Source organism: Flavobacterium jumunjinense (genome assembly GCF_021650975.2).
In the GTDB taxonomy this organism is placed as follows: domain Bacteria; phylum Bacteroidota; class Bacteroidia; order Flavobacteriales; family Flavobacteriaceae; genus Flavobacterium; species Flavobacterium jumunjinense.
Map to the genome: position 1 here is coordinate 4,492,614 of NZ_CP091285.1, position 14,541 is coordinate 4,507,154.

12 protein-coding genes are annotated in these 14,541 nt (G+C 27.2%); all 12 read left to right on the forward strand.

Annotated elements, in window-relative coordinates:
- Window positions 1-57: 57 nt before the first annotated feature.
- The 12 genes from L2Z92_RS20425 (at window position 58) to L2Z92_RS20480 (ending at window position 14,521) form a co-directional block, all read left to right on the forward strand.
- Entirely contained in the window at window positions 58-5,016 is a 4,959-nt protein-coding gene (locus L2Z92_RS20425; protein ID WP_236456605.1) for a translocation/assembly module TamB domain-containing protein, read from the forward strand.
- A gap of 8 nt (window positions 5,017-5,024) precedes the next feature.
- Window positions 5,025-7,310, forward strand: coding sequence for a translocation and assembly module lipoprotein TamL (tamL, locus tag L2Z92_RS20430; RefSeq protein WP_236456606.1), 2,286 nt, complete (start codon window positions 5,025-5,027; stop codon window positions 7,308-7,310).
- A gap of 201 nt (window positions 7,311-7,511) precedes the next feature.
- On the forward strand, window positions 7,512-8,075 hold the full coding sequence (locus L2Z92_RS20435) for a helix-turn-helix domain-containing protein (protein ID WP_236456607.1): 564 nt from the start codon (window positions 7,512-7,514) through the stop codon (window positions 8,073-8,075).
- A 6-nt stretch (window positions 8,076-8,081) separates the two neighbouring features.
- The gene (locus L2Z92_RS20440) at window positions 8,082-8,528 is read left to right on the forward strand and encodes a response regulator (protein WP_236456609.1); all 447 of its coding nucleotides are present in this window, start codon (window positions 8,082-8,084) and stop codon (window positions 8,526-8,528) included.
- Between the two features lie 9 nt (window positions 8,529-8,537).
- Window positions 8,538-10,748, forward strand: a complete 2,211-nt coding sequence (locus L2Z92_RS20445) for a PAS domain-containing protein (protein ID WP_236456611.1) — start codon at window positions 8,538-8,540, stop codon at window positions 10,746-10,748.
- 9 nt (window positions 10,749-10,757) lie between these two features.
- Entirely contained in the window at window positions 10,758-11,684 is a 927-nt protein-coding gene (locus tag L2Z92_RS20450) for a YihY/virulence factor BrkB family protein (RefSeq protein ID WP_236456613.1), read from the forward strand.
- A gap of 273 nt (window positions 11,685-11,957) precedes the next feature.
- Entirely contained in the window at window positions 11,958-12,527 is a 570-nt protein-coding gene (locus L2Z92_RS20455) for a DUF4142 domain-containing protein (RefSeq protein WP_236456615.1), read from the forward strand.
- Between the two features lie 105 nt (window positions 12,528-12,632).
- The gene (locus tag L2Z92_RS20460) at window positions 12,633-13,280 is read left to right on the forward strand and encodes a porin family protein (RefSeq protein WP_236456617.1); all 648 of its coding nucleotides are present in this window, start codon (window positions 12,633-12,635) and stop codon (window positions 13,278-13,280) included.
- 18 nt (window positions 13,281-13,298) lie between these two features.
- Window positions 13,299-13,451, forward strand: coding sequence for a lmo0937 family membrane protein (locus tag L2Z92_RS20465; protein ID WP_236456619.1), 153 nt, complete (start codon window positions 13,299-13,301; stop codon window positions 13,449-13,451).
- A 70-nt stretch (window positions 13,452-13,521) separates the two neighbouring features.
- Window positions 13,522-13,809 (forward strand): YtxH domain-containing protein, encoded by a 288-nt coding sequence (locus L2Z92_RS20470; protein WP_236456621.1) that lies wholly within the window; start codon window positions 13,522-13,524, stop codon window positions 13,807-13,809.
- A 2-nt stretch (window positions 13,810-13,811) separates the two neighbouring features.
- Window positions 13,812-14,162 (forward strand): hypothetical protein, encoded by a 351-nt coding sequence (locus L2Z92_RS20475; protein WP_236456623.1) that lies wholly within the window; start codon window positions 13,812-13,814, stop codon window positions 14,160-14,162.
- A 5-nt stretch (window positions 14,163-14,167) separates the two neighbouring features.
- Complete coding sequence (locus L2Z92_RS20480; RefSeq protein WP_236456624.1) at window positions 14,168-14,521, forward strand: hypothetical protein; 354 nt, start codon at window positions 14,168-14,170, stop codon at window positions 14,519-14,521.
- The last annotated feature ends 20 nt before the right edge of the window (window positions 14,522-14,541 follow it).

The window sequence follows — 14,541 nt, forward strand, 5'->3', positions numbered from 1 at the left end:
TTATCGCTATAAACGTTATCAATGTCATTATAATGTCGCAAATTATATAGTCAAACTTTGAAAAAGAAATTTAAAAAATATTTAAGAATAACACTCTGGATAATAAGTTCAATTCTTGGACTTTTTTTTCTTTTAATTATTGCTTTACAAATTCCTTCTGTACAGAATTTTGTTAAAGATAAGGCTGTTAGCTATTTATCGAATAAAATACAAACAAATGTAGCTATAGGTTCTATTGAAATTGGATTACCCAAAAAAATAATCATTAACGATTTCTATTTTGAAGATCAAACTGGTGATACTTTATTAGCTGGAAAAAAACTAGATGTTGATATTAGTCTTTTTAAATTAGTATCTAATTCCGTTGAAATTAATCATGTTTATTTAGAAGGAATAACAGCTAAAATCAACAAAAACAAAGATTCTCTTTTCAATTTTGATTATATTATTGAAGCTTTTGCTAATAAAAATGAGACTTCTACTTCTGAACCAATGGTTATCGATATTAACCAAATTAAAATTAAGAAAAGTAAATTCTATTACAAAGATGTTGTTAGTAAAAATGATTTAGATGTTACTATTAATTATTTTGAAACAGAATTTAATACTTTTGACCTCAACAATTTAGCTTTTGATATTCCTAAAATTCAGCTAGACGGTTTGCAACTAAATTTGAATCAAGGTTTAGTTGAAACAACTACAAAAGTCAAAGAAAATATTAAAAATCAGACTAAAGCTAAAATTCTAGATCTAAAACTCAATGAAATAAACCTAACTAAAATAGCTGTTTCTTACAAAAATGAGACTGCAAAATTAAACACAAATATTGCATTTGAAAAACTAAAAACTACAGTTAAAAACATAGATCTGGAAAATCAAAAAATTGAAATAAACGATTTAATTCTTGATGATACTTATGGAAAATTAGCTTTAGGAAAACTTGATCAAAAAATAGTTGAAACGAAAAATGAAACAACTAACTCAAATTGGAATCTAAGTGTAAATACAATTAGTTTTTCAAACATTAATTTAGATTACGATAACAATACCATTAAAGAAAACAAAAAGGGTTTAGATCCAAATCACTTATCTTTTACCCAATTAAATTTTAAAGCGAAAGATTTAACTTATGCTGCGACAAAGTCATCTGGTATTATAACTAGTTTCAACTTTTTAGAAAAAAATGGTTTTATTCTAAATAATTTAAGTACACAATTTGAATATGCAGAACAAAATGCTTTTCTTAAAAACTTAAACATTATTACTCCACAAACTCATTTAAAAAATGAAAATATAGCCTTAAAATACACTTCTATAGCTTCATTAACAAAAAATCCAGAAAATATTCAGTTGCAAGCTAACTTTAGTAATAGTAGCATAGGTTTTAAAGACATTCTTTTATTAGTTCCAGATTTAGCAACTACTTCTCCATTTGATCAATATAAAAACAGTATTGTAAATTTTACAGCTAATGTAAATGGAAAATTGAGTAACCTTCAAATAAAAACGTTTAAAATATCAGGAATTGGTGCAACAAAAATAGATTTAAAAGGTTCCATTTTAGGTTTACCAAATGTAGACCAAACTTACATCGATTTAATAATTTCAACTATAGAAAGTACTTCAAAAGACATAGCTAATTTAATTCCCAAAGGATCAATACCAAATACAATAACATTACCAGAACATTTCATCGCTAATGGAAATTTTAAAGGCTATATCACTAATTTTGAGACGAAATTAAATTTAAAGAGTTCCTACGGAAATGCAATTGTTGACGCTTCATTAAATTTATCTAAACCTAATCATGAGGCATATAATATAATAACTTCTTTAGACCAATTTAATATTGGTAAATTAATTCAAAATAAAGATTTAGGAACGGTTTCTTTAAATACAACTATAAAAGGAAATTCCTTTGATCCTAAAAAAGCCGATGCGAAAATAGAAATGAAAATTCTTTCCGCAAATTACAATCAGTATAATTACAATTCTATCATTTTGAATGGAACGATAAAAGAAGGTAATTTTAATGTATTTTCAAAAGCTACTGATCCTAATTTAACTTTCAATTTAAATACTTCTGGAGATTTTGGTAAAGAAACTCCAAAAGCCAAACTAAATTTAAAAATAGATTTAATAGATTTAAATAAACTCAACTTATATGCTAATGTCTTAAAATTAAAAGGAGATATTAATGCTGATTTTGAAACTCTTGATTTAGAAAACCTCAACGGAAATTTAAGTGCCACCAATTTCTTAGTCGCTCTAGAGCAGGAACAATTCCCAATTGACACCCTAACTTTAAGAGCTGTTTCTTCTGCTGAAAAAGATTCTATTATTTTAAAATCTCAGTTTGCAAATGCAACTATTAATGGAAACTATAATTTAGCTACAATTAGTAATGCTCTCACAAATAGTCTTTCTAAATATTTAAATTCCAATTCCAATTCAGGTAATAAAATACCTTCCGAACCACAACACTTAACTTTTGAAATCAATATAAAAGAAGAAGAAATTGTAAAGAAAATTGTTCCCAATTTAAAAGAGATGTCAGCCATTTCAATCAGTGGAAATTATAATTCTGCTAACGATTCAATAGTAGTTAATGCTTCTGTACCAAATTTAAACTATGCTGGAAACCAAATTACAGCAGGAAATTTTTCAATTGCTACCAAAAATGAAGCTTTAATATATAATTTAAATGTTGCCAAGATTCAAAACAATGATTTTATAGTTCCAAAGACAAAAATTTCTGGTAAAATTGAAAATAATCAAATCGATTATCAAGTAAGTGTTATTGATTTAAAAGAAGTCGAAAAATATGCTGTTACTGGAAATTATTTGGTAAAAAACGAACTATCAGAGATTAATTTAAATCCAGAAAAATTAGTTCTAAACTACGAAAACTGGACTATTGCTCCAGACAATAGTATTTTAATGTCGCAAAATGGAATTAATATTAAAAATTTCAATCTTTCTAAAAATCAAAATTCGATAATTATTCAATCTAAAAGTGACACTTTTTCAGCTCCAATAGAAGTCAATTTAAAAGATTTTAAATTACAATCCATTACAAATATTGTTAGTTCCAATTATGAATTTGGTGGAACAGTTACAGGAAATACTACAATTGAAAATTTAAATAAATCACCTCTTTTTATTGCTGATTTGGCTATTGAAAATTTTACTATAAAAAAGGATACTGTTGGTAACATTGCTTTAAAAATTGATAATAAAATAGCCAACACTTATACTGTTGATTTAGGATTAACAGGTAATGATAATAAAGTAGAAGTTATTGGTGATTATAAAACTGGTTCAGAAATTTTGAATTTCAATATTAATTTACAAAAATTAAAAATGAGTTCGCTTCAAGCTTTCACTTTAGGCAATTTAAAAGATAGTGAAGGTTACTTAAATGGTAAGCTACAAGTTGCTGGAAAAGCTTCTAATCCTAATATTGATGGTAATATACAATTCAATCAAGTTGGTTTTAATTTAATTCCTTTAAATGCAAAATTTAAATTAATCAATGATAAAATTATATTTAATCACAATGAAATTGTATTCAATGATTTTAAATTAAAAGATGAAAACGATAATAATTTAAAAATTAATGGTACAATTAATAGCTCTGATTATTCCAATTTAGGATTTAACTTAAATATAGTAGCAGAAAACTTTAAAGCAGTTAATTCAGAAGCAAAAAACAATGACTTATTTTACGGACAATTGTACTTAGACAATTCAATTAATATAAAGGGAGATCTAAACAATCCTGTTGTTAATGGGAATATTAAAATTAATAAAGACACTAAGTTTACAATTGTTTTACCACAAGAAGATCCGTCAATAGCAGATAGAAAAGGGATTGTAGAATTTATTGATCAAGACCAACCTGTTTTAATTACTGTTGAAGATCCAATGAAAAAAATTACAGAGACAAGCATAAAAGGAATTAATGCTTCTGTAAATATTGAAATTGATAAAGAAGCTGAAATTTCTATCATTATTGACAAAACTAATGGAGACTTTTTAAAACTAAAAGGAGAAGCTAAATTAAATGGAGGAATTGATGCTTCTGGGAAAACAACGTTAACAGGTAAATATGAATTTACAGACGGTTCTTATGAAATGAGCTTTAATCTAATTAAAAGGAAATTTGATATAAAACCAGGAAGTTATATTTTATGGACAGGAGAACCAACTACAGCTAATGTTGAAATAACTGCCATTTACAAATCTGAAATTGCTCCTATTGATCTAGTAAATGATCAATTAGGAAACGTTTCGACAGAAACTAGAAACACTTACAAGCAAAAAATTCCATTTGAGACGCAATTAAAAATGACAGGTGAACTAATGACTCCAGAGATTAATTTTGATATCGTATTACCAGATGGAAATAATGATGTTTCTACAGAAGTTATTAATACAACTAAAGCCAAATTAGAACAAATTAGACAACAAGATGATGTTTTAAACAAACAAGTTTTTGCTGTTTTATTATTAAATAGATTTATAGGTGAAAATCCTTTTCAAAGTGAAAGCGGTGGTTTAAGTGCTACTAATTTAGCAAAACAAAGCGCTAGTCGAATTCTATCTGAACAATTAAATCAATTAGCAGGTGATTTAGTTAAAGGTTTTGAAATTGACTTTGATTTAGAAGCTTCTGAAGATTATTCTTCAGGTCAAAAACAAGATAGAACCGACTTAAATGTAGGCATTTCAAAAGAATTATTAGATGATCGTTTAAAAGTAACTGTTGGAAGTAGTTTTGGAATTGAAGGTTCTCAAAATGAAAATGAACAAGCAAATAATATTGCTGGTGATGTTACTGCCGAATATTTGATAACTAAAGATGGTAGATATAAGTTAAAAGCGTATAGAAAGAATAATTATCAAGTAGCTTTACAAGGACAAGTAATTGAAACTGGAGTTGCTTTCATAATTACCATGAACTATGATAAATTTAAAGAACTATTTCAGAAAAAAGCAACAAAAAAACAATAAAATTCTCTATGAAAAAGCATTTGCTCCTTTATTTAGTTACAATTACTCTACTACTATTTTCTTGTAGTGGTACTAAAAATATTCCTGAAGGTGATTTATTATATATTGGACATCAATTAGAGGTTAATGGAGAAAAAGTAACCAAATCGGAAAGAAAAAATATCGAAAACAACTTAGATGGTTTAATTAGACCAAAACCAAATCGTTCAATTTTAGGTATGAGACCAGACATTTTCTTTTATAACCTTGCAGGAGATGTAAAAAAAGAAAAAGGTTTTAGACATTGGATCAAATATAAATTAGGAAGAAAACCCATTTTGTTTAGTGAAGTAGATTTATCATATAATAATAAAATTATTCAAAATTATACTGAAAACAAAGGCTTCTTCAATGTACAAACTATTTCAGACTCTACTAAAAGAGGTAAAAAAGGAATTGCAAAATATAAGGTAACATTAAATCATCAATACAAAATAAAACAAATTGTATATCCAGAAGATTCAACGACAATAGCCAAACAAATTACCAATTTAAAAAAAGATAGTTTTTTAAAAGTTGGTGAAGCTTATGATTTAGATAAAATTAAAAATGAAAGAAATAGAATTGACACTAAACTAAAAGAGTTAGGATACTACTATTTCAATGAGAATTTTTTAATTACTAAAGTAGACAGTACAGTAGGAAACCATGAAGTTGATGTTATTTTAGCTATAAAAAAAGACACTCCAGAAAAAGCCAAACAAGCTTTCAACATCAATTCAGTTTATGTTTATTCTAATTTTAAAATTGATAATGACACTTTGAATATAAATCCTAATGCAACAACAAAATATGAAAATTTCACTATCATTGGTGATGAAAAACTTTTTAAGCCTGTTGTTTTTGAAAACACTTTATACTTTAAAAAAGGTGATTTATACAACAGAACAAATCATAACTTATCATTAAACAGAATTATTACTTTAGGTACATTTAAGTTTGTAAAAAATCAATTTAAAGAAAGTGATACTATTGGTAATTATCTAGATGCTTATTATTATTTAACTCCATTACCTAAGAAATCCATTCGATTAGAGGCTTTGGCCAAAAGTAATTCTGCAAATTATTCAGGAACAGAGCTAAATATTAACTGGAGTAATAGAAATACCTTTAAAGGAGCAGAATTATTGGCTTTATCTGTTTTTGGAGGGTTAGAAGTACAAGTTTCAGGTCAAAATAACGGTTTTAATGTATATCGATTTGGTGGAGAATCTAGCTTAACATGGCCAAGATTTATTCTTCCTTTTAAAACACATACAGCTAGTGGTTATGTCCCTCGAACAAAAGCGATATTAAGTTACGAATATCAATTAAGATCAAAACTGTATTCTTTACAAACTTTTAAAAGTTCTTTTGGATATTTATGGAAAGAAAATGAAAGAAAAGAACACAATTTGAATGTTTTTGATATTACTTATACTACATCAAATGGAATTACTGATTTATATAAAGAACAAATAGCAGCAAATACTTCATTGGAAAAAGTGATTCAGAAACAGCTTATTTTTGGTCCAACCTATTCTTATACCTATACGAACTCAATGTTGACAAATAAAAAAAATACTTTTTATTTCAAAGGTGCTTTAGATTTATCAGCAAATGCAACCGGACTTTTATTAGGAGCCGATGATGTTACTAATCCTAAAACTATTTTAGGAGTTCCTTTTAGTCAGTTTTCAAAATTTGAAATCGACTTTAGACATTATTTGAATTTTAGTAAGGATACCAAATTAGCTAGTAGAATAATCATGGGAGTTGGCATTCCTTATGGCAATTCTAGTGAACTTCCTTTCATTAAACAATTCTTCATAGGAGGAACAAGTAGCATTAGGGCTTTTAGAGCACGATCTATTGGTCCTGGAACTTTCATTGATACAACAAATAATACTTTTTTACCAGATCAATCAGGAGATATAAAATTTGAATTTAATACTGAATTAAGAACTAAAATTTATGATTTAGTAAAAGGAGCAGTCTTTGTTGATGGTGGAAATATATGGCTATTAAATGAAGACACTAATAAACCTGGAGCTACTTTTTCAAAGAACTTTATGAATCAACTAGCCATTGGAGCTGGTGTTGGACTACGTTTTGACTTCTCTTTTTTAGTTTTAAGAACTGATTTTGCTTTTCCTTTGAGAAAACCTTATTTACCTAAAGGAGAAGAATGGGTTATTGATGAGATTAATTTTGGAAATGGGAACTGGAGAAAAGAAAATTTAATATTCAATTTAGCAATTGGCTATCCTTTTTAATAGTAATATTATAAGGAAATCTAAAAATTATATAAACATAAAAACCTCATTTATCGTTAAGTTTGAAAACTATAATCAATTAATAAACGTGACTTATTTTTTAATCACTTATTAGTAAATACTAAGCTAAATTTTAAAAACATCAAAGTATTTTATTGAACCTATTATTATTACTTTTACTAAAATTCTAAAACAAAAACCGTGAAACTATTTTTAAAGCTTGATTCGAATATTCTAGCAAAAAAATTCTTAGAAGAAAAACTTAGTAGCTTCAATCTTAAGTTTGAAATTATTAATGCTTCAGAAATTTTATTTTTAGAAAATATACCAACAGAAACCTACGAACAGATTACGAACCTATTGGAAGAGTATGGTTTTGATATTATTGAAAATCAAAAAAACATATTGGTTCAAAAAATTAAAGATGCCATTATTGAAATGGTTTTTAGTGAAGATGCTCCAAATGTTAAAAGTTCTGTATATTTAGCAGAGAAATTAGATCACAGTTATGGTTATTTGTCTAACTTGTTTTCTGACGTTACATATACTTCTATAGAGAATTTTATTATTATTCAAAAAATAGAACGAACTAAGCATCTTATTATTAATGAAAATTTAAGCCTTACTGAGATTGCTTTTAAATTGAATTATTCTAGTGTAGCCCATTTAAGTACACAATTTAAAAACACAACTGGAATTACTCCTTCCGCATTTCAAAGAATTATAAAAAAACGAAGAGAAATAGCAACAAAAGAACTTAATTAAAAAATTATGCAACAAGATTATATATTAATTACTTTGGCAGATGATGATGAAGATGACCGTTTGTTTTTTACAGATGCTTTCGACGAACTAAAAATTAATACAGTTGTTAACACCTTCAAAAACGGAAAAGAATTACTCGATTTTTTAAATCATCCAGAGTCTGTTTTACCAAATATTATCTTCTTAGATTTAAATATGCCAATCTTAAACGGAATTGATTGCCTAAAAGAAATTAAGAAAAATGATAAATTCAATAATATTGCTATTGCTATCTATTCTACCTCTTCTTCGGAACAAGATGTAGAAAATACATTTGTATTAGGTGCTAATATTTATATAAAAAAACCAAGCGATTTTAATACTTTAAAAAAGGTACTTTCAGATGTTGTTACAATCAATTGGCAATATCATACTAGTGGACTAAATAAAGACAATTTTTTATTACGACTATAATCTATCTTCATGAAAGAAAATAAGTTCAAAACATCCAAACTTCATAAAATAATTTTCACTATCAGTTTATTTGTAGTACTCTTCATTGGGGCTATTACCTACAAACATATTGAAAATGTTTCCGCTTCTTCTAAACTTCTAATGCATACTTATGAAGTAAATTTAGAGCTTGAACAATTATTTTCATACATTAAAGATTCAGAAAATAGTATGAGAGGCTATTTAATAACAGATGAAAATATTCATTTAAATGCCTATTTTACTGCAAATAGTAATATTAATCAATCCTTTGGAAAATTAAAAGAGTTAACAAGCGACAACAAACAACAGCAACAAAATCTAACAGATTTATATGAAATTATAAAAATGCGATTAGATTATAATGGAGAATACTCTGATCCTACCATTAATATAAATATTGAAAAAAACAAAAAGTTTAAACGAAACTTCAACGAAAGCACTAAGTTATTAATTGAAATTAGAGAGAAAATTAACAAAATGGTTGAATTAGAAGATTCTTATCTAAAAAAAAGAAACTCTAATTACAATGAACAAATAAGCCTAACACCACTTTTCACTGTAGGCATATTATTCATCACACTACTTTTAATTGTATATTCTTATTATAAAACCAATAGGGATTTAGAAAAGCTAAAAGACATTAATCATAGTTTAAGTAAATCTTTTTTTCTAAACTCACAAGCTGAAATACTTTCTAAATTTGGTACTTGGGAATGGAATTTAATGAATCATATTACCACTTATTCAGATAATTTTTACAGAATATTAGGCTGTGAACCAAATGCTTTTTCATCTACAAATGATAATTTCCTATCTTATGTTCATCCAGAAGATAAAAACATTGTTTTAGAAATTATGGATCGTATTGTGAAAGAAGAAAATTTGCCTCCTTCTACTTTTAGAATAATTCGTACCGATGGAGAAATACGCTTTTTTAGAGCAACAGGTAAGCTATTTGGTGAAGAAACTGACCAAAAAGTAGTTTTAGGTGTTACGCATGATATTACAGATGAGATTAACAAAAACATACTTTTAAAAAATAATATTTCAGATTTAAAAACTGTAAATAACGAGCTTAAGATTTTTGATGAGTCGAGCAGACAAGCTGAAATCCTAGGTAATTATGGTAGTTGGGTTTTAAATTTTGAAAGTAACACGTTTATTTATTCTGATAATAAATTCAGATTAATGGGTTATGAACCAAAAGCTTTTGAGCCTTCAATAGAAAACCTATTGCTTCATGTTCATGAAGAGGATAAGCAAATTGTAATAGATGCCAATGAAAAGGCATTGCAAACTGGAGAAATTCCTACAATGAATTATAGAGTTATTAAAAAAGATGGAGAAATTAGACGTTTTAGAACCATTGCTAAATCATTCACAGACCTAAGTGGTGTAGAAAGTATGATTGGAACGACTCAAGATGTAACTGACGATTATAATACAGGAAAACTACTTCAAGAGAGAAATTTAGAATTAGAACAAAATATTAATGAATTAAATGAATTTAATCATGTTGCGAGTCATGATTTACAAGAACCACTTCGTAAAATTCAGACTTTCATTTCTAGATTGAAAGATAAAGAAAAAGAGAATTTATCCGATTTTGGAAAAGATTACTTATTAAGAATTGAAAAAGCTTCAGATAGAATGCGAATTTTAATTAATGATCTACTACAATATTCTAGAACGAATAGAAGTGATAAAAATTTTACTGATGTTGATCTAAACCAAGTATTAGTTAATACTCTTATAGAGTTATCGCAAAACATAGAAGAAAAAAAAGCAATCATTAAAAATGAAACATTAGAAACGATACAAGGAGTCGATTTTCAAATGCAACAACTTTTCACCAATCTTATTAGCAATTCTTTAAAATATTCGAAAGATTCTGAAGTACCACAAATAGAAATTAAATATACAAAAACCATTGCAAAAGACGAAGCCATCTTAAATGATTATTCGAATAGAATGTTTCATAAAATTAGTTTTACAGACAATGGAATTGGTTTTGAACAAGAAAATGCAGAAAAGATATTCCTATTGTTCAATAGACTTCATGGAAAAACAGAATATCAAGGAACAGGAGTTGGTTTAGCCATTTGTAAAAAAATAATTGATAATCATAATGGTTATATCTTCGCTACAAGTGAACCAAACATAGGAACTACTTTTACAATTTATATACCTCTAAGCTAAAAACCGATTATGGACTTTAAAAGATTTTTGAATGTTTTAAAAAAAACTTTTACAGGTTTTTTCGATAAAAAAATCTTAAAAATGAGTGCGTCTTTAGCTTATACTACAGTTTTTTCAATTGGACCACTTCTACTTGTTATTCTTTATTTGTGTGATATATTCTGGGGAAGAGAAGCTGTTGAAGGTTCCATTTACAATCAATTAAAAAATTTAGTTGGTCAGGAAAGTGCACTACAGATTCAAGAAATCATTAAAAACCTAACCATATCAAATAGTACTAGTCTAGCAGGAATTGTTGGAATTATAATGTTGATTATTGGTGCAACTTCCGTTTTTGCAGAAATTCAAGATTCAATCAATACCATTTGGGATATAAAACCTAAGAAGAAATCTGGTTTTTGGTTGTTCATTAAATCTCGTTTACTCTCTTTTGGAGTTATTGGAAGTATTGGTTTCATTCTATTAGTTTCATTAGGTATTTCTGCGCTTATGGACGGTATCAATCAACAATTAATGTCCTATTTCCCAGATATACTTTACTATGTAATATATTTTGCTAATTCAGTACTAACATTCATTGTTATCTCTTTTCTCTTTGGTACAATTTTCACAATACTTCCTGATGCCAAAATTAAATGGAGACAAGTGCGATTTGCTTCGTTTACTACTGCCCTGCTTTTCATTTTTGGGAAATTTTTAATTTCCTTTTATATTTCAAATTCAAACATAAGTTCTGTTTATGGTTCTGCTGGTTCATTTGTAATTGTAATGGTTTGGGTATATTATTCTTCTGTAATATTATATTTTGGAGCGCAATTAGCCAAATCCTATGCAATAGAATATGCTTCTCCAATACAACCATCGGAATTTGCAGAGTTTATAACTATAGTAGAGAAACAATCGGACAATCAAATTCTTCAAGAAAAAGACTCATAAGTACAAAATACACATAATCAAAACAAAACGCTATTACAAGCGTTTTTTTTATGCCGTAATATTCTCTAAATATTAAAATTGTATAACAATCCATTAAAAAGCTATAACACCCAAGGCCAAGTGTCGCCTTAAATTTGTCTTATAAGTTCTTTAAAACACCTAATACAATTTTAACAAGGTTAAAATGGAAATAATATAAACATTACAAAAAATGATGTAAGACGTTTTTTTAGAATATAAGCCAACTTTGTAATGTATTTAAAAATGAACAAAATGAGAAATATAAACCATAAAAGCACATTGAATTTTTATTTGATACTATGCGGAATGACACTATTAACTGTTACGTCTTGTGTGTTCACAAACAATAAAAAAGAAGAAAGTATCTTTTCAAATATTGCTAAAAACAAAAAAGAATATAAAAATACAGAAGCCGAATTGTTATCTAAATTCAATAAACAAAATATCGAACTAATTTCTATTAGTCATAAAGCAAGAGAAAAAGAAGTTCCTTTTAGAATAAAATGTTTGGCAACAGATTTAATTCATGAACAAAAAGACATCAACATTTCAATTAATAAAATTGCATCAAAAAAGCTCATAATAATACCTAATGTTAGCAATGAAAAAAGACTAAAAGAAATTGAAAAAGCATCGGGAAATAGTTTCAATCGAAAATATTTAGAAAACGTATCAAAGATATTGACTAGTCAAATAGACAATTTGAGATTACTTACTGACACAACAAAAGATGTAGATTTTAAAATTTTAGCCTTGCAAACGATTGTAAAATTAAATTCCTCCTTACAAAAGGTAAAACGAATTAAGTCAATACAAACATGAAGGAACGAAGTGTTGCACTCTTAATAGTAACGTTTATCACTTTACAAACCAATATAGGCTTACAGATTGTATAACATTAAATAACAAACACTAAAAATAATCAATATGAAAAAAAGAAAAAGAATTCTAGCAACACTTGTCGTACTATTTGCAACATCAATTGCTGTAAATGCACAATCTAAAGATTCAAATGCAGAGTTTGGTGTTAAAGGTGGCTTAAACTTCTCAAATATGTATACGGAAGATGTAGACGACAACAATGTGTTAACAAGTTTCAATGCAGGTATATATGCAAAATTACCTATAACAAATGCTATTGCTATTCAACCCGAGCTACTCTATAGTAGAAAAGGTGCAGAACTTGTTTATGACAATCTATTTGCAGAAGGAACTGCCAAATTTAAACTGAATTATATTGAAATGCCTGTATTGTTAAAATTGAATTTAACCAATAACATAAACATACATGCTGGACCTTATTTTGCATATCTAGTAGACGCGCAAGTAACAAATGAAACAAAGAATGGCACTTTCGATTTTGAAGATAATTATGACAATGATGATTTCAATAAATTCGATTATGGACTTTCCGCTGGTGTAGGACTAGATTTTCAATCGTTAGGAGTTGGTGTTCGATACAATTATGGTCTGCAAACCGTAGGTAAAGAAAGACAATTTGGTGGAACAACCTATACTCTTCCAGATGGAAAAAATAGTAGTCTAAATATATATTTAGCCTTAAAACTAAATTAATAACTTAAAAAAAACATCATGCAAAACTTATTATATATCATCGCAGTTGTATTAATAATACTGTGGGCACTAGGATACTTTGTATTCAGTGTAGGATCATTAATTCATTTCTTACTTGTAATTGCTGCCATTGCAGTCTTATTACGAATTATTCAAGGAAAGAAAATTTAAAAACAAAACAGCATCAAATCACTTTAAAAAAGTGATAATTATAAACGTAAACAATTAAAATTAAATATATATGAAATCAAATAAAGCATTATTAGGAGTAGTTGCAGGTTTAGCAGCAGGAGCGGTTATCGGAATTTTACTAGCACCAGATAAAGGAGAAAACACAAGAAAAAAAATAGCTAAAAAAGCAGAAGATTTAAAAGACAATATAAAAGAAGGATATGATGATACCATCAGTTCATTAGAGCAGAAATATAAAGAGCTACAAGAAAAATATGGTTCTTTATCTGAAGATATTGATGAAAAGATTAAAGAAGGAAAATCTAAAATTAAAGAAGAATTAACAAAAGTTCAATAAAAATGGAAAAACTAGCTACAAATATCGAAATGCTCTTTGAAAGAACACAAGATTATACCAATTCTAGCATTGAATTATTCAAACTAAATGCAATTGATAAAATAGCAGACATTACTGCCTCTATTACTTTTAGATTAGTATTTGGGTTAATTGTAGCTATGTTTTCATTATTTATAAATATCGGAATAAGCTTATACATAGGAAAATTAATAGGTGAAAACTATTTAGGATTTCTAATTGTTTCAGGGTTCTATTTGGTAATAGCAATTCTACTCTTCATTTTTAGGGATCGATTCATAAAAATTCCAATAATGAATTTAGTGATCAAAAAACTTTTAGAATCAAAAAATTAGAAAAAATGAAAACAGTAAATCAAAATCAAGTTTTAAATGAAAAGATTGAGGTTTTAAGAATGAAACAATCTAAAGATTTTGAAGTTTTAAAATCACAATTTCATATAACGCTTGAAAGTATGAAACCGATTAATCTCGTTAAAGAAACAATTGACGATTTTAAAAACTCTAAAGAAATTAAGAGCTCGCTTTTAGAATCTACATTAGGAATTGCTGCTGGCTATGTGACTCGGAAAATGATTGTTGGAAAATCTTCCAGTATGATTAAGAAAACGGCAGCAACAATAATTCAATATTTAGTTTCAAATTTTATTACTAAAAAAGCTGGAAAAATAAATCCCGAAGAAAAAGAGGAATAAAAAATACCTAAGGGGTTTCA